The sequence below is a fragment of the Methanolobus tindarius DSM 2278 genome (assembly GCF_000504205.1).
GTDB classification, from domain to species: domain Archaea; phylum Halobacteriota; class Methanosarcinia; order Methanosarcinales; family Methanosarcinaceae; genus Methanolobus; species Methanolobus tindarius.
Map to the genome: position 1 here is coordinate 2,232,148 of NZ_AZAJ01000001.1, position 24,348 is coordinate 2,256,495.

Here is a 24,348-nt window from a genome sequence, read left to right on the forward strand (position 1 = left end):
ACAAAGACAAAGAAATTAAAAAAGGGATATGAGGGTGTGCCTCATATCATTCTGATACTATTTCGTCGTCGTTTCTTATGGCAGCAACGATCTCAACAGGATAGACAAAGATTTTACCGTCACCAAATTTCCCGGTTCTGGCACTCTTTCTGACTATCTCAATGATAGGTCTTACGTCCTCATCACCGACAACCATTTCTATCTCAGTCTTTGGGATCATGTCCACTTTGATCTGCTTACCTCTGTACTGGAGACAGATACCTTTTTGCGCTCCACGACCTTTGACCTCTGTAACGGTCATTGCAAAGTAACCTTTCTCTTCCAGTGCTGCCTTTACGTCTTCGAGCTTTTCCGGACGAATTACTGCTTTTACTGTCTTCATTCATACCACCTCAGGCTGTTGTGGATTCTCCATGCTGGGAGATATCAAGTCCAACATATTCTTCTTCTTCGGTTACACGCAATCCCATTGTCTTGTCAATTATTACAGCAAGTATGTAGGTCATAACGAATGCGTAGATCATTGCAACGGATGCGTCAAGAAGCTGTATAAGGAACTGGTGTGTGTTTCCGTAGATAAGTCCGTCGACTCCACCCACTGCTGCACTTGCAAAGATTCCTGTTGCAATTGCACCCCAGAATCCTCCCATACCATGGACTGCCCATGCATCAAGGCTCTCATCAAGTCCCTTGCGTACACGGAACAGAAGTGCTCCGTAACAGAGAAGTCCGGCAAAACCACCAATGATGATAGCAGCCATTGGTCCTACAAAACCGGATGCCGGTGTGATGGCTACAAGACCTGCTACGGCTCCACTGATAAGACCCAGTGAACTTGGCTTTCCCTTTATCCATGAAGCGAGCATCCATGTAATTGCTCCTGATGCTGCGGATACGTTGGTGACTACAAGTGCATTTACTGCAAGTCCGTCTGCTGCAAGTGCGCTTCCTGCGTTAAATGCGAACCAGCCGAACCAGAGCATTGCTCCTCCAAGAAGGGTTGTTGTAATGTTTTCTGCTTCCATGCTGTACTTGCCAAAGCCCATACGGTTACCTATAACAAGTGCAAGTGCCAGGGCACCAAATCCTGAACTTATGTGTACGACTGTACCGCCTGCAAAATCAAGAGCACCGAGCTCTCCTGCCCAGCCGCCTCCCCATGCCCAGTGGGCAAGAGGATCATAGACTATTGTTGTCCAGAGGACACCAAGTACCATGAATGAACTTAATTTTACACGTCCTGCTACACCTGATGTAAGAATTGCCAGTGTAACACCTGCAAAAACAAGCTGGAATACCATGAACAGCATGTCAGGAATGCCGTCGCCGCCAAGACCTACGCCTGCAAGACAGAGGTGATCCAGACCCCCGATGAATCCTGAAATATCAGAACCGAAGGAAAGTGTGTACCCTACTGTTACCCACTGGATACTCACAAGAGCAAATGAAATGAAAGACATTGCTATCATGGATATTATGTTTTTACTACGTACCATTCCGCCGTAAAAAAGCCCGACCCCCGGGGTCATGAGCATTACCATAGCGGTACAGATGATAATAAAGGCAGTATCTCCTGTGTCGATTGCCACTTAAATCACCTGTTTTTCGAGAATGTATTCTATAATTTCTTCCATAGTTCCACCTATGTTTAAATAATGTTAATCGGATATCTGCAATACTATTCCCCTTTCCGATGTGCATATACTTAAATATGTCGATTAGGTGTCCATCATTTTCTGCATTTTGGTAAAAGCATTTGGTATAACTCGATATTCAGGCAGAACTGTATCTTTGAAGATTCGGAGCACTTCTATTGTTAGCACAAAAACCGGGATAGTATAAAAGAAAAATAGCGTTTTTCCAGTATGGCGTTGGAAGTTTCAAAGATGTTACTCATAGAATGCCGTCGTTTTAATTGATTGTCGTAATAACGGCATCATTTTAGGCATAATTCTTCTGTTTGTGAACTTCATTATTAGGGTTTTAGGCTATTTTTGATTGAGTTCATTTTAGATAAAGTAAACAATAAAATAAGGAAATAAAAAAAGAAAAGTGCCAAACTTAAGGTTGTTGAATATTCAGGGAATAAATGGACTAGTGCATAATATATTGCTGACATTACAATTGTTGAATATAGAATTTTGCGCTTCAATGGAATATACTCATCAGCGGTAAATGGGTTATCGTCTATTTTTTTTGTCAGTCCTTTTTCTATTGTTGCCCTCATTTCCTGATTTGCTTCAATGACAAAAGTGCCAATATATCCACAGCGTTTGCAGTGATAAATTGGACCGAGTTTCATTCCAGTTTCATAATAAAGTCCGGTGTATCCACAATTAGGGCAACACAAATACATATCATCTTCATGATTGTTAACTTCTGGTATCGGCATGAATATAAAATCTAAATAACTAATTAATACAAATAGAACAGTATGTTCCAATTACTTAAAATTTTTCGTTAATCCTGTGAATGTTTTAAAATAGTAAGAACTGATGATTTTCCTTTATTTGGCGAAACTGGAAAAATAATATTGCATTTATTTTCTAGTAAGCAAAAGTAATGTCTGGTCCAAAAAAATTAAACACTTTGTGATGGGCGCACATAAAAAATGGTTTTAAGGACGAGAATAATTGATCATTCAACTATTCATGACAGGTCAAAAATTGCCCATACAAAGCCTATTTATTGGTAGATTAACTATAGCAGAGTCATACCGTTAATTTAAATGATATCTATAATATGTCTGTATATAGATATGTTTAGACATCAATTTCATGGAGATTTAATAAATGGCAATTCATCCTATAGAATACCGTTACGGCACAGATGAAATGAAATTCGTCTGGAGCGAGGCTAACCGCCTGGAAAAAATAATGAAAGCTGAGGCTGCTCTTGCCAGGGCTGAAGCAGACATCGGACTTATTCCTAAGGAAGCTGCAGATATTATAGAAAGCAGCATAGGTTCTGTGGAACTTGAAAGGGTAAAAGAGATCGAGGACGAAATCCACCACGATATGATGGCTGTTGTACTTGCCATCTCTGAGAAGTGTGAAGAGAACGCTGATAAGTGGGTTCACTTCGGTGCAACTTCCAATGATATGCTTGATACTGCAACAGGCCTTCAGTTAAAGGAAGCAGTCGCTATTCTGGATGATAAGATTCGCAAGCTTCTGGATGTACTTCTTACACAGGCTGAAAACAACAAGAATCTTGTATGTGCAGGAAGAACACACGGACAGATAGGTGTCCCAACAACATACGGACTCAGGTTTGCAATATGGGCATCCGAGGTTGCAAGACATATCGAACGTCTGGAACAGCTCAAACCACGTCTTATCGTTGGCCAGATGACCGGTGCCGTAGGTACCCAGGCAGCATTCGGTAAGGATGGAATTGAAATCCAGAAAAAAGTCATGGAGTATCTTGAGATTGGTTCAGTTGACGTTTCAAACCAGATCATCCAGAGAGACCGCCACGCAGAATTTGTCATGTGGATGGCAAACACCGTAACAACCCTTGATAAAATTGCAGTTGAGATCCGCTCTCTCCAGAGGAGCGAGATTGCAGAAGTTGAGGAGAGTTTCAGGAAAAAGCAGGTCGGTTCTTCAACAATGCCACACAAGCGCAATCCAATCAAGTCAGAGCAGATTTGCGGTCTTGCAAGAATTGTGCGTGCAATGATTGAGCCTGAACTCCAGAACAACACACTATGGGATGAAAGGGATCTTACAAACTCATCATGTGAAAGAGTTGTTTTCCCTGAAGCATGTGTTCTGACAGACCACATCATCAAACTTGCAATCGGTGTAATCGAGAACCTCAGGTTCTATCCTGAGAACATCCGCCGCAACCTTGACCTTCTCAGAGGTCTGAATATGGGCGAAGCAGTAATGATCGAGCTTGCAATGCGCGGTGTAGGTCGCCAGGAAGCTCACGAGATTGTACGTTCCAGTGCAATGGAATCCCATGAAAGCGGAAAGCACTTTAAGGATGTACTTCTGGCAAACACAGAAGTTGCAAATTATCTGAGTGAAGAAGATATCATTAATCTTGTAGACCCGGACAAGTACATCGGCACTGCCGTTGAACAGGTTGAAATGGTAGTCGCAAAACTGAAGAGATAATTTTCTCTTCTAAGTTTCATATCATTGTATCGCATTCAGGTACATTGATATGTTTTTTAATTTCTGATCTAATCACTTCTATCTCGTTTTCAATAATTTCAAGCATTTCTGGAATACTTTCTACTCCATTCTCAACAGAGTCTTCCAGTTCCTTTGCCATGTTGGCAAGAATATTGAAACCAATATTAAGTGAAACACCTTTCATTCTGTGAGCAGTTTCCTTCACACCACAAAAATCCTGTTCTGTGTATTTATCGTTGATTTCTTCAAAATTTGAAGAGACTGACCTCAGTGCCATTGTACTGAGTCTTTTATATGTCTCATCATCACCTGCAATGGTATTCATAAGTCTTGCTTTGTCAAAGTGGACAGGTTCATTCCTATTTTCAGATTCAGTGAATTCTGCATTTTTGACATCTTCCGCATCATCGCTTTTTTCGTTATATAGCCATCTGTTAAGGATATCATATATAACATCTGATACCACAGGTTTTGTAATATAATCATCCATGCCTGAATGGATGCACATTTCTTTTTCACCTTTAAACGCACTGGCTGTCAAAGCTACAATAGGGACATGTCCACCAATCTCGTTTTCAACTTCCCTGATTTTCATAGAAGCATCGTGTCCGTTCATTTCAGGCATCTGCACATCCATGAAGATCATGTCAACTTCTTTTTGTCCTTTTTTCTTTCCATTCAGGAAAATTTTTACAGCTTCTATGCCGTTTTCAGCTTTGAGTATCTCAGCTTCCGGCAGGAAATCAGAGATAATGATGCATGCAAGTTCCATGTTTGTTTCATTGTCTTCAGCAACAAGTATGGAACATTTCCTGATTTCATTGCATTTTCTGGCAATGTTGTGGCAAGGTGATTTATTTTCAGACTCTTTAATTGATTTTTCAACAGGCAGAGTTACCCTGAAAGAAAATGTACTTCCTTTTCCGAAATTACTTTCAAGCTCCAGTTTTGAATCCATCATTTGCAGAAGGCTGTTGGATATTGTAAGCCCAAGCCCGGTTCCTCCATATTTACGTGTGATAGAACCATCTGCCTGTGAGAATGATTCGAATATCAGTTTTTTCTTATCGTTTTCAATTCCAATGCCAGTGTCAATAACGGAAAATATAAACTCCATTTCATTATCAGTATCTGGTACAGGATTTGTTTCAACTCTAAGTTCAATTTCACCTTCTTCTGTAAATTTGATGGCATTACTAAGGAGGTTAACAAGTACCTGACGCAGCCTCAGATGATCAACAGTAACATGGAATGGGAGTTCATCCGGTATAGTAAGTTTGAGATCAAGTCCTTTTTCCTGTGCACGATATTGTACAATATCCGTTATAGTATCAAGCAATTCTGCAATTTCAGTCCTTTCAGGATCAAGTTCAAGCTTACCGGCTTCAATTTTTGAAAAGTCAAGTACATCATTGATAATATCAAGCAATGAATTTGCAGATGTATAAACAGTCTGCATATAACGTTCTTGTTTATTACTGAGTTCAGTCTGCATAAGAATATCTGAAAAACCTATTATACCATTAAGGGGAGTTCTGATTTCATGGCTCATATTGGCAAGGAACTCGCTTTTTGCACGGTTTGCCATTTCTGCCTGTGCAGTCATAAATTGTGCTCTTGCGGTTGCTTCTTCAAGTTCATGATTTGTCTGAAGCAAAATTTCCTCTGCATTTTTGCTTTCTGTGATGTCCCTTAATATTATCATTTGGCCCACAATATAATTATCATCACTGTACATAGGCAGGAAATCTATTTTTAGCCAGATAGTATTTCCATTATTTTCTTTCATTGGGACTTCAATACTATTTTTTTCAGCAGAGTTATGCTTGGCAATGTCAAGTTCTGGCCAGCATTCCATAAGAACAGTAATATTCTTCCCAATATCTTCAGATGATATTCCCAGAAACTGTTTAGCAGATCCATTGCAATCTACAATCCTCTGCATCTGGTCAAGAACGATTACACCATCAGGTATTTTTTCAAAAAGTGCACTGCGGGCCATTGGTGCGATATCCAGTAGCTTATACCGGGTTAGTCCCATGTATATTACCAGTCCGCAAAACGCAAGAGAATAAGGAATTGCATCAAGACCTTCAGGAAACATTCCAGCTACATAAAGAAGAAGCACCATAAACGGTATTAAGATACCAGCCATAACAATGGATATTTGTTTTCTTAGGGCAGGGATTACCTCAAGCCACATTTTCAGCATGAGTAATATGCTAAACATTATACATAGTACATTGTAGAATTCCTGTACTGCATACCATATGCCTGGCTCAAAGCTAAGTGCCGGGAAAAGAGTATTAGTACTCATCATCAGGTTCTGGTTGTAAAGTGAATGTCTCTCTGTGGTGAATACCAGTATCATTGTTATCAACGGCACCGTAAAAATGGATACAATAATGGGTGCTGTTAACCATTGTTTCTTTCCTGTGTATTTTATTGAAAATGTAAGTAAAAAAGCAGGGATAAAAGGAATACCAATGTATTCCAGTTTATAGAAAATCAATGCTGTGTCAAAGTTTGTAGATGAAATTTCAAGTGAATAAAACAGTGAATAGATTATTGTTGCAATCAACATTAATGAGAAACAGGTTGTTCCATTTGCTTCTTTATGTTTTCTTGCATGAAATAGTAGTGCACTGAGAATTGTTATCAGTACTATCAGTGGTAGTGCAAAGTAGTTAAGATACATATTTATTTATCTATGATTTGTATTAAGCAGACTCATTTTGATAGTGAGTCTTTCTTATGTTTTTTTAGAATTATTGAAGGTATCAACTACATATAGTAATTCAAAATATATAAACTAATATTATATTTGTTTGGCGTTATGTTGTATACTAATATGTCTATTGATGGTGATATTTTTAGCAATCGTCAATATGCGCATTGTTGCACATCTCTAAAAAATAAATAAATAAATAAATAAATAAATGGGAATATTTCATTCTAACATTTTCTTCAGGAATTGTCCGGTATAGGAAATATTATTCTCCGATACTTCTTCAGGTGTTCCCTGTGCGATGATTTCTCCACCGCGGTCTCCGCCCTCTGGACCAAGGTCAATTATCCAGTCTGCAGTTTTGATGACATCCAGATTATGCTCGATGACAATTACTGTGTTACCTGCATCAACAAGTCTCTGCAGCACTTCAAGGAGCTTTTTCACGTCATCAAAATGAAGTCCTGTTGTAGGTTCATCGAGTATGTAAACAGTCTTGCCTGTTGAACGCTTGCTCAGTTCCGTTGCTAGTTTTACTCTCTGGGCTTCTCCACCAGATAATGTAGTAGATGACTGTCCAAGTTTAATGTATCCAAGGCCGACATCGTTTAATGTTTCAAGTTTCCTGCTGATTTTTGGTACATTCTCGAAGAACTCCAGAGCTTCCTCCACAGTCATATCAAGGACTTCGGCAATGTTTTTTTCCTTGTAAGTAACTTCCAGGGTTTCCCTGTTGTAGCGTTTTCCATGGCATACTTCACATGGAACATACACATCAGGCAGAAAATGCATTTCTATTGTAATTATACCGTCACCGGAACATGCTTCACAGCGTCCGCCACGGACATTGAAACTGAAACGTCCCGGTTTGTAACCCCTGGTACGTGCCAGCTTTGTCTGGGCAAAGAGTTCCCTGATTGGAGTAAAAAGATTTGTATAAGTTGCAGGATTGGATCTGGGTGTCCGTCCTATTGGTGACTGGTCGATTGTAATAACCTTGTCTACATTTTCCAGACCTTCAATTGAACTGTATTTTCCAGGGATGTCCCTGGCTTTATTAAGTTGCTTTGCAAGCACCTTGTTAAGTGTTTCATTGATAAGCGTACTTTTACCGGAACCTGATACACCGGTAACACAGACCAATATTCCAAGTGGGAATTCAACATCCACATTTTTGAGGTTGTTCTGGCTTGCACCTCGAAGTATCATTGTGCCCGTAGGTTCCCTTCTTGTTTCAGGTATTTCAATCCTGATTTTTCCACTGAGATATTTTCCGGTAGTGGAATCCTTGTTTTTCATTATCTGTTTAGGAGTCCCTTCGGCAACAATTTCTCCTCCGTGGATTCCTGCTCCGGGCCCCATATCGACAACATAGTCAGAGTTGCATATGGTTTCCTCATCATGTTCAACTACAAGGACTGTATTTCCGATATCCCTTAGATGCTTCAGGGTCGTTATAAGCCTTAGATTGTCTCTCTGGTGAAGGCCAATACTCGGCTCGTCCAGAATGTAGAGCACACCCATAAGACTTGATCCAATTTGTGTTGCAAGCCTGATACGCTGTGCTTCACCACCGGAAAGTGTGGCTGCTGAACGGCTAAGTGTAAGGTAATCAAGCCCTACGTCAACAAGGAATCCAAGTCTTGCTTTTATTTCCTTGAGTATAAGACGGGCAATAGTGTATTCTCTTTCATTGAGCTTTGGTTCAAGTTCCTTGAAGAATTCCAGAGCTTCTTCCACAGACATTTCTGTGGTATCAATAATATTCCTGCCGTCAATGGTTACTGCAAGTGTGACAGGTTTTAGTCTTTTCCCGTGGCATGTAAGACATGGCTTGGTACTGATGTACCGGCTCATTCTTTCCTTACTGTTCTCGGATTCAGTTCCTTCATAGATTTTTGAAAGGTTAGCAATAACTCCCTTGAAGCGTCCTTTGTGTTTCCACATTCCACCGTTTCTTCCAACATGAACAAACGGAATAAGCTCCTCGCTTCCGTAGAATATAATGTGTTGAATTCCAGAGTCAAGTTCCTCAAATGGTACATCCATTGAGAATCCAAGATGATCTGCAAGAGATTGAAGTGATTGCATGTAGTACCCATCTTTTTTCTTGCTGTACCAGGGTTCTACAGCTCCTTCATTCAGGGTGAGCTTTTTATCAGGGACTATTAAGTCAGGGTCAAATTCCATTGAAGTTCCAAGACCGTGACACTCAGGACATGCACCCTGCGGGCTGTTAAATGAGAATGCCGCTGGTTCCATTTCCTCAAAGCCTATACCACATGAAGTACATGCCAGTTTTTCACTGAATGTAAGTTCTTCCCCGTCAAGTACCTGAACTGTGATAGTCCCACCACTTTTCTCAAGTGCTGTTTCCACGGAATCTGAAAGTCTTTCCTCAATTCCTTCTTTAATCACAAGCCTGTCGACAACGATTTCGATATTGTGTTTGAAATAACGCCCGAGTTCAATGTCTTCGGCATCTTCGAGCAGGTGAATCTCACCATCAACACGTACTCTTGTGAAACCTTCGCTGCGAAGGTCCAGAAGTAGTTTCTTGTATTCTCCTTTCCTTTCCCTGACAAGTGGGGCAAGTACGTGTATTTTTGTTCCCTCACGCATGTTCATTATGCTGTCAACTATCTGGTCAACACTCTGGGTTTCAATTATACGTCCGCAATCAGGGCAGTGCCTGATACCTATGCGGGCAAAGAGCAGTCTCAGGTAGTCATAGATTTCAGTGACGGTTCCTACGGTAGATCGGGGATTTTTGCTTGTAGTTTTCTGCTCGATAGAAATTGCAGGTGAGAGTCCTTCGATGTACTCCACATCCGGTTTTTCCATAAGCCCGAGGAATTGCCTTGCATATGCTGAAAGTGACTCAACATACCTGCGCTGTCCTTCGGCATAAATGGTATCAAAAGCAAGTGATGATTTTCCAGAACCACTGAGCCCTGTGATAACTATAAGTTTATCACGTGGCAGGGTTAGGTCAATATTCTTAAGATTGTGCTCTTTGGCACCCTTTATCCTGATGCTGCTCAATGACATTGTCTACTCTGATGCCTTACTAATAAGTATAGTTTGTGGTATGGCGAACAAATTTCAGAAAAATGCCTGCTTTTTTCTTTTATCTCTGGAAGCAGCACTCTTTTTCTGAATACTCCTGATTGTTGTTATCAGTTTTACTCTTTTCTCAAACTCTGTCATATATTGCTAATTGTAGAATTTTGTATTTAACGAAGATGTAAGCAGGGTGAAAGTATTATTACATAATCAGTTACTCAGTATTCTGATTCAGCCGGAAGAATATACTTTCATTTCACTTTTTTACTTTAATACTGAGAATCAAACACAAAATCATTATGGCAATTGCAGGAGGAATTAAAGAGGAGAAATCCATATTCAGCATGCTTCTAGTTGATGTGGGAGCTATAGTTGATACGGCTTCTGCAACATTTTCCGTTATGCTGCCTTCCTGTGTCAGCGTAGAAAAAAACGTTTTTTCTTCCAGACTATCTGCAACTACTAAAGTCAGGGTACTGGAATTGACAGTACTTTCATTATCTTCCACTGTCAATGTTATTGTATAAGTCCCGGTTTTCCGGTAAATGTGGGAACAAACTCCATTATTGTTGCTTGCAGTGTCACCATCTCCAAAATCCCACATATAATGAACAATTAACCCATCCTCGTCACTTGAGTTTGTTCCGTAAATAGTTGTGCTAGTATTTACAAGAACTTTTTCAGGAGCTGTAATCACAGCTATTGGAGCGTTATTAAACCCGCCATTAATCACGCTGTAATTTTTAATATTCTTGTAATTATTAATGCTTCCATAGTTGTTGATAATTCCGGGGATACGCTGGTAATCGTAATTAACAATGTTTCCATAATTGTTGATTGTTCCATAGTTTATTATTTTTCCATAGTTTGTGAGAGTTCCATAGATTTCTGTTTGTGAACCTGAAGCAAATTCTATTTTAGCTCCTGCTTCTACGGTGAGACTTGCACCGGCTTCAATCATGAGGCTCTCTCCGGAATTCACCATAAGAGTTTCACCTGATTTTATTGTGATGTGGGTGTTTTCAGCTACAACTCCCGGGTTTGTTATTGTTTCCGGATTTGCATCTGCATCTGCAAATCCGGTTAATACTACGAGAAAGAATATTAAGATAGGGACGATTAATCTGTTTTTCATCATTTGCATCATATTTGCTTTTTGATTCTGAATTAAGTCGGTTGAATCAAATTCTATTTTTGAAACTCCACTCTCCTTTTTCTTAAAAATTAAGATGTATAAATAATGTATTTTTTAATTTAGATGTATTATCTTTGAGTGTAATGGTTAATAGATTACCTGAATGCAGACTCTTTTTGTGAGTCATAATTTTGTATCACATTAAAAAAGCTACAGTTTTCTAACGCTTATCTATATAAATCTATAGCAAATACTCTTAATATCCACAAAAAAGAGGATTTCATTATGAAGACACTCGTTACATACCTGACCCAGACCGGAAACACACAGAAGATTGCAGAAGCCATTTATGGTGAACTTGAAGGCGAAAAAGACATCAAACCAATCAATGACGTTGCAGACCTTGAAGGCTACGACCTTGCATTTATCGGATTCCCTGTTATGCAGTTTGACATTCCTCCTAAGGTGAAGTCATTCATAAGCGAGAAAACCGCCGGCAAGAACATTGCAATATTTATGACCCATGCAGTTCCTGAAGGCTTTGAGGCAATTCACTCATGGACAGGCTCATGCAAGGAAGCGGCAGCAGGCGCAAACGTTCTTGGTTCATTTGACTGCCAGGGAGAACTCGCACAGCCTGTTATCGACATGCTCCTTCAGGCAGATGACCCACAGATGCAGGAATTTGGAAAGATGGGTCCATCAACAAAAGGCCAACCAGATGAATCCCGTATCCAGAAGGCAAAAGACTTCGCAAAGGAAATTCAGGCAAAATTATAAAAATCTGTCTGACTTATCTTTATCTGGAAAAACGACAAACCAATCTAAACAAATTAGAGACCAACGGAAGGGATAATTAGTGACAGACCAGAAGAAAGCTCCAGTATTCTGTGAGAACTACTGTCTTGTATGCAGAGGTGCACGTGCCGGAAATGGCTTTTTCAAAGCTATCCAGAATCTTGAACTTAAGATTTTTGGCGCGAAAGGTTGTCCATGGGGCAAGGCAAGAACAGAATACTATGGCGTAACGCCTGACAAACCAATTCCAAAGTAATTCTCAAAAAATGAATAGGGGATGGGTCTTTATGATTCATCTCTTTCTCTGTTTTCTTTATTTTTAAGCTTATTAGATTTGCTTCAAAGCCTTTCTTCGACTATTTTGGCAATTCTCATAGCTTCATCCCGGTCTTTGCCTGTTTCATCTCTTACATTTATAGTTACCAATTCATTATTAGATGTCATGAATAATATGTTAGTACGTGAAACATCAGATTCATCTAAGGAGGACTTTGTTTGATAATATCCATTAGTGCCAAAGTTGCAAGTATCATCTTCATATTCTGCCCACGGCAAGTTCGCATCCTGTGGGTCTAACTTTCTGAGAATTTCCATCCATTCTTTTCCGTTTTCAAACATTGCCTCCAGTCCTTCATCAGAATCATATCTTTCAATTTCAACGGTTACTGCATGTTGCCCGGATTCATCCATCCAATATGATTTCTCTCCAACATTGCGGGTACCTGATGGTAGAGTGTCTTTATATGTACTCCCGGAAGAGGAGTTGTGAGTGTAAATGTCGCTTTCAGGAACTGCATAGAAATAATAGTTATCTAAATTAAGTCCCGGTACATCACTGGAGTCAATTATAACATCGGGAGTAATACCTGACTCCGAATCCGTTTCAGATACACTTTCATCTTCTCCACCAACACAGCCTGAAATGAGTAAACAGGCTAGTAAAACAAAAAGTATCAATGGCTTTTTTGTTTCCATAAAATTCATAACATAGTATAGCTTATTTATCATTATTAAAAATATTGTTAAAAAGTATTCTATTTTTCTATATTAATGATGTGTGTAATGATGAAACGACGAAAAATAACAATACGTGAGAGAATAATGGGTGGTGTAGGAGCCTTTTTTCTTTCTATAATTCTTATAACTTTCAGAGACGCTTTACCAGAACTACCCCAGTTTTATTTCTGGATGATACTTGGCCCTGTTATTTTTTTAGTGTTCCTTTTTGCTTATTTCTTATCAGGAATCATAGTTAAAGAAGATGAGGAAGTAAAAGAAATAGAATATAGAACTGATTTAAAAAGTACAGTAATTGCTATTTTCATCTGGTTTGCTGTTATGGTAACAACATACTTCTTAGATGTCGAATTTAATCGTTTAATGAATGAACTTGGTGGTATGGCAACTATTTTGGTAGTAATGCTGTACATGAGAAAAAAGTCTGGCATTTCTGTTATATAAACCACAATCTTACAAGCGAAGATAAAATTTCCTCAAGTATTTTGAATATTCTTTATCTTTATTTAATCAATTCCCATTTGACTGCAAGGATATCCAGAAACGTGACAAGATATTCGGTAAAAAGTTTGTATGCGGGATTAAGTAAGAATAGAACATTATGTAGGTAACAACTGATAAAATGATTAAAACGTAAGTTTTTAATTAAAAGGCCGAGTCGCCTTCTTTTAAATCGATAACATTGGAGAGGGAAATCTATAACTGGTTATAACTCCTTATAGTAAATGCTTTTAAATCTACCTATTTATCTGATTTTATATATATTATTGTCTTTACAAGGGAGCACTTAATGAAAACACATTTTAATATGCATAGAATAAGTCAGAAAATAATATTCAAAAAGGTAACTGATTTTGTTACTAGCATCATCCTTTATATATTGTTGCTAGCCTTGCTTGTTGGGGTCGCAAATATCCTATTTGACATAAAATCAATGTTTTATGGGTCTTCAAATGGTGGTTTTTCCCAGGTGGTATCTGGTGTTCTTACTATCTTTGTCCTTATAGACCTTTTCAAAACATTTGTTGATTATCGTGAACATGAAGAAATCAGAATTACATACGTGACTGATGCTACGATCTTAATAGTTATGCGTGAAATCGCAGTAGGTGTATATGTTCAAAGATTTGATTACCAATTTATCTTAGGAATGTCTGTATTAATACTAACATTGGGCATTATAAGAGCAATGGCTGTTAAATATCCGCCTATTAAAACCAATCAGTTACAAACCATACAATAAGGAAAAATATTTTTGAATGCAATTATAAGGAGATGGGGATAGTGTATACGGTTTATATGAAAACATTAGGAAATTCACGCATCAACGTAGATCATATAATTAAGATATGGTGCGATCTGAATCAGATTAATGTAATAACTTCTGATTCATCTATAGAGACAATCTTTAGTGGAACTACCGATTATGCGGATGAAAAATTAGACGTAGTACTTTCTCAAATAGACGAAGCAAAAAGAAAATCAGAAAATATTGGTGATCTTGTCATACTAGATCTATCTAAAAACCTTAAATGAGCTGATAGATGATTTTGTTCCTCTTCAACATCTTGTGGGTAATTATGACAACAATGTCTTATTGCCCTATAGAAAATTGGTGATTCTCCACATGATAAGTACAAGGCGATATTTTATGAATCCCTGTCATGTGACACTATCCATACTTATATTCGGGATATGATCCGTAAATTTGGAACAGATTTCCAATGTAATCCCTTTCAAATTTACCCACTCGATGTTGTGGAGGTTCATGATTTTTTATTCTAATTGGATAGCCAAATAAAGGAAAAGTATTAACAGCATCTTGAAAAAGGTCTTTTTCTTTTTAAGTAATCTCTTTTTAGTGCAAGTTTGTCAGGCTAAAAGAATTTTGTTCATATCATACTGATTAATAGGATATTTTCAACATAGTAAAAGCTGATTGTTTGATGCCACACTTTAATTCAATTAAAAAAGACTACTAGTTACAAAATTTTGTACTATGTCTATTTATTTACTGAGCTTTTCACAGGAACATTTTTCACAAATATTTACAATAATAGTGATTAGCAAATAAACCCATACGATATACATTATGATCGTAACTAGGATTAATGGGACATTGTTAGCTTTAAACATTAAATATTCTACATATTTTTCTGGTCCAAAAGTTCTTGAAACAAAGATCGTAATGAATAAGTTAAGAATTTTTGGTAGGCTTAATCCAAGGAATAAAATAACAAAACTGTACAATTTTTCTTTTGTTGGATTTAACAAATGATGTAAATTCACACTATATATATTCGACATTTTAAACTACTGTTAATCCTATGAGCATTGTAGCATAAAATAAGAATTTGACACTGCCCTTAAGCAATGTCAAACAAATCTAATTCTTCAGTTCGCCTTAATATACTCGATCATTTTCGGCGTTAGCAGTGGTGCAATCTGCGGAAGCATGTTAGGCATGAGATTCTCCATTGCAGCGGGCATGAGGTCAGGCATTTGTTCCTTCATGTAATCCGGCATTGGGACTCTCTTTTCAACAGCTTTGAGCATCTTTGGCATGACTTTTGGCATCAGTGAAGGCATGAGCATAGGCATCATTTTCGGCATCATCGGTTTCATGAGTGCATTCATGCCGGGTACATACTTCACCGTCTTCATCATTGCCTGCATGTAGGATGGCATGGCTCCGATCATATCAGGGAGCAGTTCAACCATCATGTCGGTCATGTTCTCAGGTTCCATCAGGTCGATCATTTTCTCAAAGACTGCCCATGCAGCAAGAGCATCATTGGTTGTGTCAGGTATGTCATATCCAAGACTGCGTGCTGCAAGTGCACCTAAGTCCTGAATCTCCACGTTGACATCATTCTCCCTTGCAGCTACCCTGAACTGGACAACACAGCACGGACAGAGAGCAGCCATAATATCAGCGTCCTGGTCAACAGCTTCCTGCAAACGGACATTTCCAATCTTTGATGCGATCTGCGGCTCATCAATAAGAGTCACAACAGAACCACAGCAGAGAGCTTTCTCACGGTTGTGCTCCATTTCCTTAAATTCAACACCTGGGATTGCCTTAAGCAGTTCACGTGGAGCATCATATACTCCTGCACCTGCTCTGCCGATGTGACATGAGTCATGCCATGCAACAGTCTTGTTCAGTGGCACCTTGAACTTCGGTTTGAGCACATCCAGCTTATCCATAAGCACTTCAGAATAATGCCTTGCCTCAATATCAAAATCCATTCCAAGCTTCTCAGCCCACTGTGGATAGATCGTCCTCCACATAAGCAGACATGCAGGACATGAAGTTACAACGGTCTTTGCACCTGCTTTCTGCATATTGGCAATATTCATTTTCAGGATTCTCTCAAACACATCCCACTTTCCGGCAACAAGCATGGGTATACCACAGCATGCTTCCTTATCACCAAGGGTTGTGAACTCAATTCCTGCCTCATCAAGCAGCCTTGCAGTTCCCACAGCAACATCCTTCTCAACAAAGGAGGCAGTACATCCTGCAAAGTAAGCAATTTCTGCCTTATCCTTTATTTTAGGCCTGAGATCATCAGGTATCCACTTATCCCTGTCAACCCTGTAATTCGCCCAGATGTTCCTCTGGTTGTCCAGACTCTGAGCCATGATTTCAAACGGAGGGATTGTCATCATACCTCTCTTCTGGACTAAATTCTCTCTCAGTGTCATCCACGAGCGTTCAATTGGCAGGTCAAGCTGACAATAATAGTCACACATTTCACAGGTTGTACATGCAAGGAATGTGTCAACCTGTTCCTGGTCAAGGGGCATTTTTCCTGCAAGGTATTCCTTAATGAAGAACCACTTTCCACGAGGCGACTGTGATTCCCAGCCACGACCGTAGTACTGGTCACATTCGTTAACACAATAACCGCACTGCGCGCAGGTGAATGCATGTGATATGATATCCCCGGGCAGTCCTTTTTCATCCTTGAATTCCTGGTGCCCTACTCCACACATGTTTCCGACCATACGTGCCATTGGCTCGAATGTTTTTGCCATGGAAAGTCCTGTATTAATCATGGATTTGCCTGTCATTGTTTCAGGGTTCATGATGTCATCAGGGTCAACATCTTTCTTGAATTCCTTTATGAGTTTGAACCGGTCCCTGTAAACCTTCTCAGCCTGACTTGCAAAATAAAGGCCGGAAGCGTAAATCCTTCCGCCATTCTCCTCTGCTATTTTTACAATACTCAGGGCAAGCGGGAAGGCAAGATTGTATTTAAAAGACCTTTCCGAGTGAGGCATGAAACAGAGCATGATGGCTTCTTCGCCTTTGGTGACCATTCCTTCAACAAGGACAGGCAAACCAATTTTCTTCTCAATTTCATTGAAAATAGTATCTATTTTGTCAACAGGAACAACAACTTCAGCCGGAATGAATGAAGGACCAAGCCTCTTCACTTTCATTGACCTGAACCATTCCTGTGTTTCATGCTCGGCAATTTCATCTGGCAGTATCTCTCCGCCAGCTTCTTTTACAATACTTTCAAGGGCGCTTACGTCTCTTGATACAGGATAAGCGAAATTGCAGATGTAGGAAAGCGGCAGTTCCGGCCTGTGTTCATCCACTGTTTCTCCGTAGTGTGTTTTGTACGGAGCTTTGTTCTTCATATCAGCCCACTGCGGGTTTAAGAATGAGATTGCCCATACCGGGACTTTTTTCTCCCCGACCATCTTGATAGCCTTTTTCATTGAAGATGCATCAGGGAATTTTGCAGAGATTGCTCCAGTCTTTTCGTATTTCCTGAGTTTCAGGGTAATTTGCGTAATAATTCCGGTGGCTCCAAAGGTTCCGATTATCTTTCCCAGTTCCTCACCTGAGAAATCATTCACTTCACCATTTGGAAGGACAACCCTTGCAGATTCCATAGTGTCCTGTGACCAGCCGTATTCGTAACTTCCATAGCCCACACCATTCTGGGCAAGCCAGCCACCAACGGTTGCAGACATTGCACTTGAAGGTACAGCCTGTACTGCAAGTCCTTCCTCGTTGAGCTTTTCCTCCAGGTTGTACCACACGGCACCTGCTCCCACGGTAACTCTGAGATTATCCTTGTCAAGATTGATTATATGTCTCATGGGAGTTACATCGGCAATAATTCCTCCTTTTGTAGGAATGATTCCACCGTACCCGGATGAGGCTCCTGCTCTTGGAACAACAGGAATTTTGTATTTACGTGCAAAATTAATAAGTTCAACAGCTTTTTCTTCATTCTTTACTTTTACAATTGCTGCGGGCTTGGACTTACCCACCATTGTTTTTATGAGTGAAGGTAATGCTCCCACATCATGTGTGTAAAAGTGTCTTTCCTTGTCTTTGAAATTGACCCCTCTGCCAAAAATATCGGAGAGTTCCTTTTTTTGTTGCTCACTTAGTTCAAATGTTGAATTTGCCATGATAAACCCCATAATATATATTGGATTCTTATATTTAAAATATTTTTAGAGACGTGTGATTATATGGTATCTCTATATGTCCCTATATATACTGACTTGAATACTTCCAAATAAACCTAAATTTAATCAGTTCCATAAGAACAATTATATTGATTACTGAATATCTTTAAGGTGGGATAATGTATGGATTTGCCTGACCACAAAACAAAGATCGTATGTACAATCGGCCCTGCAACCTCATCTCCGGAAATGATCAGGGAGCTCATTATTGCCGGAATGAATGTTGCCCGTCTGAACTTTTCTCATGGTGATATGGATGACCATCGCAAACTTATCAAGAGGATCAGGGATGCTGCTGATGAACTTAATCAGGTGGTTGCAATCATGGCGGATCTCCCGGGTCCGAAAATCAGGGTTGGTGTAATTGAAAATGAACCCATGATATTGAGAAAAAATGACCGGATTACTTTAACTACAAAGGATATTCTTGGAAAGGATTCAGTGATTCCTGTTCAGTATAAACAGATTGCAGATAGTGTTTTACCAGGCAGTCCGATTTATCTTAGTGATGGTTTTATTCAGCTCAATTGTGATGCAATAGAAAATGAGGATATTCATTGTAAAGTCGTTGTAGGCGGTCCGCTTTTCTCTAAAAAAGGTATTAATCTGCCCGGTTCAAAGATATATGTAAGTCCGATAACGGGAAAGGATCTTGAAATTATAGATTTTGCCTTGAAAGAAGGTATTAGCATATTCTGTCTTTCTTTTATAGAATCCAGAGATGATGTTGTACAGGCACGCAACTATATTGAATCAAAAGGGAAAACAGCATTCCTTGTTTCAAAAATAGAACGTGAACAGGCAGTGAAGAATATTGATTCTATCTTGCAGGAGACCGATGCTATAATGGTAGCACGTGGTGATCTTGGAGTGGAGGTTCCTATTGAGGAAGTTCCTATCATACAAAAGAAGATCATCCACAAAGCAAACCTTCTCAGCAAACCGGTAATTACTGCCACGCAAATGCTTGAGTCGATGATAAGTAACATCCGTCCTACAAGAGCTGAAGCAACAGATGTGGCAAATGCAATAATAGACGGCACAGATGCAGTTATGCTGTCTGGAGAAACTGCAGTAGGAAAATATCCTGTTGAAACAGTAAAGATGATGGCTACAATTGCAAAATCAACGGAAAAATGGCGTGATCACACCACTCTTGGGCTTGAGTTAATGACAAAAGCAATACATAAAATGAATCCGACTATCGAGGATGTAATCTCTATACAGGTCAATGAAGCTCTTCGCAGTCTCCCGGTTCGTTACGTAATAACTCCTACTGTATCCGGAAAAACTTCACGTTTGATATCCCGGTTCCGGCCAAATGTCTGGATATTGGCATTCAGCCGCAATTCACTGACGTGTGAACAGCTTACCTTGCAGTATGCGGTTTATCCTGTATTTGTCATATTGAAAGTCCATGAATGGGAAGCTACAATCATGGATTCCCTTAAAAGGCTGGGAAATATTGAACCTGGGGATCTGGTTCTTTTAACACAGGGGCAGGTTCCTGGTGGTGGTAGATCCGGTGGCACTAATTTCCTGAAGTTTATTGTTGCTGAATGATTTTTTTGTCAATTTGTAAATTCAGTTTCCAAAAACATAAATATAGTTAGCAAAATAGTATATTTTGCACGTTTGCACGTATTGGGTGTTGGGAAAATGGAAAAACTCCATATTTTTTCAAGATTAGCGCTGTTTTTGTTCATATTTAGCATGTTCTTTGTTCCCATCGTAAGCTGTGAGCCGGATGAATCTCATAGCTACCGGATTGCCGTTCTTTCGATTTACGAAGATAAAGATTTTACTAAACAGGCATGGATGCCGGTAGTTGATTATCTGTCAGATAGTATTCCAAACTCCAGTTTTGAGATTGTTCCTCTTGAATATGATGAGTTTTCCCCTAAATTGGAAACAGATAACATCGATTTCTTTTATTGCAACCCTTTACTCTACGTGGAAATGGCACGTGCCCATGGGGCCAGCAGGATAGCAACATTCCAGCCAGAATGGAACAACACATCATATATTGGTCTGGGAGGAACTATTTTTACAAGTGCTGACAGAACTGATATCAATTCCCTGCAGGACTTAAAAGGCAATTCATTCATGGCTGTAAGTGAAAATTCCTTAGGAGGATATCTGGCTGCAAAAGGAGAATTCCATCTGAATGGAATAAACAACAATGATTTCAGCGAGATGACCTTTGGCAATTCCCAGAGAAATACGGTATTTTCTGTAATTGAAGGAGATACCGATGCCGGTACTGTCCGGACAGGTTTTCTGGAATATATGATAGAAGAAGGGAGCATAGACACAGATGACATCAAAATCCTGAACAAGAAAGAATATGATGATTATCCGTTTTCAGCCAGCACTGCACTTTACCCGGATTGGGTTTTTGCAAAGACAGCATCAACATCTGATGAAGTTTCAAAAAGCATGGCAATAGCCCTGCTGACCATGCCTGCGGACAGTGAAGCAGCAATTTCTATAGGTGCTAGTGGCTGGACAGTTCCGGCAGATTACAACACTGTGGCTGTCCTCATGCGTGATCTCAGATATGGAATGTATGCTGACTACGGAAAAATAACTCTTAAGGATGCATTCATCCAGCATTGGTATATTCTGGGATTCATAATTCTGATTTTTGTCCTTTTTTCAGTCCATTCACGCTGGATGCATGACAAGAAAGAGAAATCCCAACTTGAATCATCAAACAGGATCAAGGATCTCTTCACAGACATTATGAGACATGACCTGATGAACCCGGTAAATGTAATCAGAGGTTTTAGCGATGTACTTTATGCAGAAGAGATTGATCTTGAAAAAAAGGAATCTTTAAAGATGATATGTGGCCAGACTGATCATCTGGCCGCAATGATAAGTTCTGCTGCAAAACTTGCTAAACTTGAATCTGATAAAGAGATAGAGTTTAAGTCCCAGGATATCGGTTTAATACTGCATTCGGTTGTTGACGGTTTTTCACACGAGTTTTCAAAGAAAGGAATCAATCTGGTCTATGAAAATGGAACTGAATATTATTCACGTGTCAATGATGTAATTGAAGATGTTTTTTCCAATATTGTCTCTAATTCTTTGAAGTACAGTCCTGCTGGCAGCACAATTTCTATTTCTGTCCGGGACAATGATAAATTCTGGAAAATAATGGTTGCTGATGAAGGCGATGGTATTGCGGATGATGTAAAGCCATTCATTTTTGACAGGTTCCAGCGTGCTGATAAGAAAGGTGTAAAAGGAACCGGTCTTGGACTTGCTATTGTAAAAAGAATCGTTGAGATCCACAAAGGTAGCGTAGGTGTTGAGGATAACCCGAAAGGAAAAGGTTCTGTTTTCTGGGTCACGCTGGAAAAAGCATAACTCTGGCAGAACAGCTTTAGTTTTTATACACCAATTATCCGTCTATCTTACGCATAACAATTGAACCGTCACGCATGTGAACTTCAACGTACTTTTCTTTTTCCTTATCCGGTTCATATTTGTTATAGAGCATAGATTCAACTCTTCCTGCATCCATAAGTTCTCTTATAAGGCTGCTATCTTCTCCTTTCATTCTGGATTTTGCAGCAGGAGGGCTGGTTTTCGACTTGTTCTTACTGTAGATAGCACCGCCTTCCATTCCGGCACCTATGAACCCTTTAGCGTTCAGGAAAATGAGCTTCCCATTTTTCATGTAAGCTCCGGCAAACTCTCCGACCTCTCCGTGAACGACAACAGTTCCACCTTTAAGATGTGAACCTGTGTTCATACCGGCATTTCCATTAACTATAACTGTAGCTTTCCTGGCAAGCATTGCTGTTCCGTTGTAGGCGTCACCTTCAATGATAACCTTTGAATCACAGTTACATCGTGCAGCCACGGTTCCTCTGTGAACTCCATCTTTCAGAATCAATGTATTTTCAGTTTCATCGAACTCGTTGTTAATGATTTCATCACTGCCGGTTCCGTTACATAGTATATCTGTAATTGAGCGGAATTTTCTGTATTCAGCAACATCGCTGACAAGTTCCACAATATTTCCAACTGGATATTCGATATCACCTTTGACATACAGTGTGCCGGAAACCATTCCCATTCCAGCTTCAGGTCCGACATTTCCATCAACGAATATTCTGCCTGCTTTCTCAATTTCCCCGTTTCCGCCAAGATGTTTGATATCAGCACCAAGGCTGTAGGCGAAATTCGATCCTACATTTCCGGTTATTCGTACCTCTCCACCTGACTTTAGTTCATTGACAATATTCCTGTATGTGAAGGTAGTACCGTTCTGTTTGGGTATAAGGGAATCAGGATTCAGGCTGTTATTGTGCCAGTAAAAATTGAAAGTATAGTCGCAGATATAATCTGCAGTTCCTTCAAGGGAAATCTCGATTGCCATAATCTCATCCGTGAATAAGCCGTGGCAGGCATTTTGTGCAGACCCAGAGACTTTCCATGTTATGCCTGACTGGCATGAGGTAGTTATCCTGTTCACCGCAGCCGCAGCTGAAACACTTGATTGAAACATCTGTTGTCTTTGGCTGGGATTCGGCTTTTCTCAGGTCAAAAGGAATAGCTTCTCTTTCCTCAATTGTGATTGCACCTTCTGGGCAGACCCCGATGCAGAATCCCATTCCGTCACAAAGTTCTTCTGCAACAACTTTTGCTTTGCCGTTTATTATTTGTATAGCACCTTCGGCACATGGTGAAACACACTTTCCACAACCAGTGCATTTCTCTTCATCTATCTTAACTATCAGTCTCTTTGCCATGTTTCTCTCTCCTGATATTCTCCTCTTATTCTAATGATGCGTTCCTTCAATAAGCCTGATTCCAGCATCTTCAACTGTCTTTTTTATCTCATCAATATGTGGGCATTTCGGATAATTTTCCATTTGCATGCATGAGCTCAGGTGTATTACGTCAACACCACGTTTCTTTAGTGATTTGAGCAGGCGGTAAACTCTTCTGCCGGAACATCCACCGCAGGTGAAAAATGCAACCATTTCGGCGTTCTCATCGTACTCTTTAAAGTGCATGCTTCTTTTGTTGAATGCCATGAAGCATCCCACGCCAGGACATGCTTCTGATACGATGTCGCATCTGATTACTGCAATTTTTGTTGGAGGTTTAATATCTTCGATAATACCAGCTCCGTTTTTCAAGATTTAAGACTTAAGATTGTAAGAATTAATAGTAAAAATAAGAAAAAACAGGGGATATCCCCTGAAGAAAATTTACTCAATTAATTTAAAGACCGATTTCTTCCTTGAACTTGTCAAGGCCGATTTCGTCAATTACTCTTCCAAGACGGTGCTTTGAACCGTGTGCCTTGGTGAATGTTACGATCTTGTCAACAAGAGTCATAACTTCATCATCTGAAAGTTCGTCTGCGATTACTTCTGCGAGCCTTGGTTTGAGTGCTGCATTACCGCCTACCATGACAGTGTATCCCTTTGGTGTTCCCATGATACCAATGTCTTTGATTGCAGGTTCTGAGCATGAGTTTGCACATCCGGAAACAGCCATCTTGAATTTGCATGGAAGTTCCATTCCGTGATATTTCTCATCGAGCTTAAGTCCAAGTCCTACTGCGTCCTGCTGTCCACGCTTACAGAATGTGGTACCCGGGCAGATCTTGATACTTCTAACACAAAGTCCAATGGCAGCTCCTGGTTTAATTCCAAGGTCATCCCATGCGCCATCGATGTCATCTTCTTTAAGTCCTACGATACAAACTCTCTGGGATGAAGTTACTTTAAGTGTTGCAGCTCCATACTTTTCAGCTACATCTGCGATTTTACGAAGCTGTTCTGCAGAAACTACACCACCTGGCAGGTGCGGTGCGATTGCGTATGTTTCCTGGTCTCTCTGCAGGATTGCTCCTTTCTCAAGTAAATCTTTTGCCATTTTGGTCACTCCTTCTTCCAAAATTCTCTTCTGGATTAATGGTATAT

General features: G+C 39.7%; 20 protein-coding genes. 8 read left to right on the plus strand and 12 right to left on the minus strand.

Going from position 1 to position 24,348, the window contains the following annotated elements; all coding sequences use genetic code 11:
- Positions 1-46 precede the first annotated feature (46 nt).
- The 3 genes from METTI_RS10785 to METTI_RS16015 form a co-directional block, all read right to left on the minus strand.
- Positions 47-382 (minus strand): P-II family nitrogen regulator, encoded by a 336-nt coding sequence (locus METTI_RS10785; protein WP_023845855.1) that lies wholly within the window; start codon positions 380-382, stop codon positions 47-49.
- A gap of 10 nt (positions 383-392) precedes the next feature.
- Positions 393-1,589 (minus strand): ammonium transporter, encoded by a 1,197-nt coding sequence (locus tag METTI_RS10790; RefSeq protein WP_023845856.1) that lies wholly within the window; start codon positions 1,587-1,589, stop codon positions 393-395.
- A gap of 386 nt (positions 1,590-1,975) precedes the next feature.
- Positions 1,976-2,443, minus strand: coding sequence for a hypothetical protein (locus METTI_RS16015; protein ID WP_211232192.1), 468 nt, complete (start codon positions 2,441-2,443; stop codon positions 1,976-1,978).
- A gap of 349 nt (positions 2,444-2,792) precedes the next feature.
- Here METTI_RS16015 and purB point away from each other — a divergent pair, with 349 nt between their 5' ends.
- Entirely contained in the window at positions 2,793-4,127 is a 1,335-nt protein-coding gene (purB, locus tag METTI_RS10800) for an adenylosuccinate lyase (protein WP_023845858.1), read from the plus strand.
- Positions 4,128-4,143: 16 nt separating this feature from the next.
- On the opposite strand, the gene METTI_RS15225 is transcribed toward purB, so the two are convergent.
- From METTI_RS15225 to METTI_RS10815, 3 genes are all read right to left on the minus strand, one after another.
- Positions 4,144-6,846: a histidine kinase N-terminal 7TM domain-containing protein gene (locus METTI_RS15225; protein ID WP_023845859.1), complete on the minus strand. Its 2,703-nt coding sequence runs from the start codon at positions 6,844-6,846 to the stop codon at positions 4,144-4,146.
- A 252-nt stretch (positions 6,847-7,098) separates the two neighbouring features.
- The gene (uvrA, locus tag METTI_RS10810; RefSeq protein ID WP_023845860.1) at positions 7,099-9,927 is read right to left on the minus strand and encodes an excinuclease ABC subunit UvrA; all 2,829 of its coding nucleotides are present in this window, start codon (positions 9,925-9,927) and stop codon (positions 7,099-7,101) included.
- A 271-nt stretch (positions 9,928-10,198) separates the two neighbouring features.
- Positions 10,199-11,080 carry a PKD domain-containing protein gene (locus METTI_RS10815; protein WP_023845861.1) on the minus strand — a complete coding sequence of 294 codons (882 nt, stop codon included), beginning with the start codon at positions 11,078-11,080 and terminating at the stop codon, positions 10,199-10,201.
- Between the two features lie 282 nt (positions 11,081-11,362).
- Here METTI_RS10815 and METTI_RS10820 point away from each other — a divergent pair, with 282 nt between their 5' ends.
- Together METTI_RS10820 and METTI_RS10825 are read left to right on the plus strand one after the other, a co-directional pair.
- Positions 11,363-11,857 carry a flavodoxin family protein gene (locus tag METTI_RS10820; protein ID WP_023845862.1) on the plus strand — a complete coding sequence of 165 codons (495 nt, stop codon included), beginning with the start codon at positions 11,363-11,365 and terminating at the stop codon, positions 11,855-11,857.
- A 79-nt stretch (positions 11,858-11,936) separates the two neighbouring features.
- Entirely contained in the window at positions 11,937-12,131 is a 195-nt protein-coding gene (locus METTI_RS10825; RefSeq protein ID WP_023845863.1) for a hypothetical protein, read from the plus strand.
- Between the two features lie 83 nt (positions 12,132-12,214).
- On the opposite strand, the gene METTI_RS10830 is transcribed toward METTI_RS10825, so the two are convergent.
- Positions 12,215-12,850, minus strand: coding sequence for a hypothetical protein (locus METTI_RS10830; RefSeq protein WP_156916274.1), 636 nt, complete (start codon positions 12,848-12,850; stop codon positions 12,215-12,217).
- Between the two features lie 126 nt (positions 12,851-12,976).
- Here METTI_RS10830 and METTI_RS10835 point away from each other — a divergent pair, with 126 nt between their 5' ends.
- From METTI_RS10835 to METTI_RS10845, 3 genes are all read left to right on the plus strand, one after another.
- Positions 12,977-13,336 carry a hypothetical protein gene (locus tag METTI_RS10835; protein ID WP_156916275.1) on the plus strand — a complete coding sequence of 120 codons (360 nt, stop codon included), beginning with the start codon at positions 12,977-12,979 and terminating at the stop codon, positions 13,334-13,336.
- A 346-nt stretch (positions 13,337-13,682) separates the two neighbouring features.
- Positions 13,683-14,135, plus strand: a complete 453-nt coding sequence (locus tag METTI_RS10840; protein ID WP_023845866.1) for a phosphate-starvation-inducible PsiE family protein — start codon at positions 13,683-13,685, stop codon at positions 14,133-14,135.
- Between the two features lie 32 nt (positions 14,136-14,167).
- Positions 14,168-14,428, plus strand: a complete 261-nt coding sequence (locus METTI_RS10845) for a hypothetical protein (protein ID WP_156916276.1) — start codon at positions 14,168-14,170, stop codon at positions 14,426-14,428.
- Between the two features lie 858 nt (positions 14,429-15,286).
- On the opposite strand, the gene METTI_RS10850 is transcribed toward METTI_RS10845, so the two are convergent.
- Positions 15,287-18,334 carry an FAD-binding and (Fe-S)-binding domain-containing protein gene (locus METTI_RS10850; RefSeq protein WP_023845869.1) on the minus strand — a complete coding sequence of 1,016 codons (3,048 nt, stop codon included), beginning with the start codon at positions 18,332-18,334 and terminating at the stop codon, positions 15,287-15,289.
- A 183-nt stretch (positions 18,335-18,517) separates the two neighbouring features.
- On the opposite strand from METTI_RS10850, the gene pyk reads away from it, so the two are divergent.
- Positions 18,518-19,957, plus strand: a complete 1,440-nt coding sequence (gene pyk, locus METTI_RS10855; RefSeq protein ID WP_023845870.1) for a pyruvate kinase — start codon at positions 18,518-18,520, stop codon at positions 19,955-19,957.
- A 96-nt stretch (positions 19,958-20,053) separates the two neighbouring features.
- Positions 20,054-21,772 (plus strand): sensor histidine kinase, encoded by a 1,719-nt coding sequence (locus METTI_RS15230; protein ID WP_023845871.1) that lies wholly within the window; start codon positions 20,054-20,056, stop codon positions 21,770-21,772.
- A gap of 34 nt (positions 21,773-21,806) precedes the next feature.
- Here the strand turns inward: METTI_RS15230 and METTI_RS10870 are convergent, their stop codons facing one another.
- From METTI_RS10870 to METTI_RS10885, 4 genes are all read right to left on the minus strand, one after another.
- Entirely contained in the window at positions 21,807-22,790 is a 984-nt protein-coding gene (locus tag METTI_RS10870; RefSeq protein WP_023845872.1) for a GltB/FmdC/FwdC-like GXGXG domain-containing protein, read from the minus strand.
- 4 nt (positions 22,791-22,794) lie between these two features.
- Positions 22,795-23,163 (minus strand): ATP-binding protein, encoded by a 369-nt coding sequence (locus METTI_RS10875; protein ID WP_023845873.1) that lies wholly within the window; start codon positions 23,161-23,163, stop codon positions 22,795-22,797.
- Positions 23,164-23,193: 30 nt separating this feature from the next.
- Entirely contained in the window at positions 23,194-23,556 is a 363-nt protein-coding gene (locus METTI_RS10880) for a CGGC domain-containing protein (RefSeq protein ID WP_023845874.1), read from the minus strand.
- Between the two features lie 85 nt (positions 23,557-23,641).
- Positions 23,642-24,301 (minus strand): nitrite/sulfite reductase domain-containing protein, encoded by a 660-nt coding sequence (locus METTI_RS10885; protein WP_023845875.1) that lies wholly within the window; start codon positions 24,299-24,301, stop codon positions 23,642-23,644.
- Between the last annotated feature and the right edge of the window lie 47 nt (positions 24,302-24,348).

Bases quoted from the DNA above. Each gene is read 5' to 3' on its own strand.
- purB (WP_023845858.1), top strand. From the start codon at position 2,793: ATGGCAATTCATCCTATAGAATACCGTTACGGCACAGATGAAATGAAA.
- METTI_RS10840 (WP_023845866.1), top strand. From the start codon at position 13,683: ATGAAAACACATTTTAATATGCATAGAATAAGTCAGAAAATAATATTC.
- METTI_RS10815 (WP_023845861.1), bottom strand. From the start codon at position 11,080: ATGATGAAAAACAGATTAATCGTCCCTATCTTAATATTCTTTCTCGTA.
- pyk (WP_023845870.1), top strand. From the start codon at position 18,518: ATGGATTTGCCTGACCACAAAACAAAGATCGTATGTACAATCGGCCCT.
- METTI_RS10845 (WP_156916276.1), top strand. From the start codon at position 14,168: ATGGGGATAGTGTATACGGTTTATATGAAAACATTAGGAAATTCACGC.
- METTI_RS15230 (WP_023845871.1), top strand. From the start codon at position 20,054: ATGGAAAAACTCCATATTTTTTCAAGATTAGCGCTGTTTTTGTTCATA.
- METTI_RS10785 (WP_023845855.1), bottom strand. From the start codon at position 382: ATGAAGACAGTAAAAGCAGTAATTCGTCCGGAAAAGCTCGAAGACGTA.
- METTI_RS15225 (WP_023845859.1), bottom strand. From the start codon at position 6,846: ATGTATCTTAACTACTTTGCACTACCACTGATAGTACTGATAACAATT.
- METTI_RS10850 (WP_023845869.1), bottom strand. From the start codon at position 18,334: ATGGCAAATTCAACATTTGAACTAAGTGAGCAACAAAAAAAGGAACTC.
- METTI_RS10875 (WP_023845873.1), bottom strand. From the start codon at position 23,163: ATGGCAAAGAGACTGATAGTTAAGATAGATGAAGAGAAATGCACTGGT.
- METTI_RS10835 (WP_156916275.1), top strand. From the start codon at position 12,977: ATGGGTGGTGTAGGAGCCTTTTTTCTTTCTATAATTCTTATAACTTTC.
- METTI_RS10885 (WP_023845875.1), bottom strand. From the start codon at position 24,301: ATGGCAAAAGATTTACTTGAGAAAGGAGCAATCCTGCAGAGAGACCAG.
- METTI_RS10870 (WP_023845872.1), bottom strand. From the start codon at position 22,790: ATGGCAATCGAGATTTCCCTTGAAGGAACTGCAGATTATATCTGCGAC.
- METTI_RS10820 (WP_023845862.1), top strand. From the start codon at position 11,363: ATGAAGACACTCGTTACATACCTGACCCAGACCGGAAACACACAGAAG.
- uvrA (WP_023845860.1), bottom strand. From the start codon at position 9,927: ATGTCATTGAGCAGCATCAGGATAAAGGGTGCCAAAGAGCACAATCTT.
- METTI_RS10830 (WP_156916274.1), bottom strand. From the start codon at position 12,850: ATGGAAACAAAAAAGCCATTGATACTTTTTGTTTTACTAGCCTGTTTA.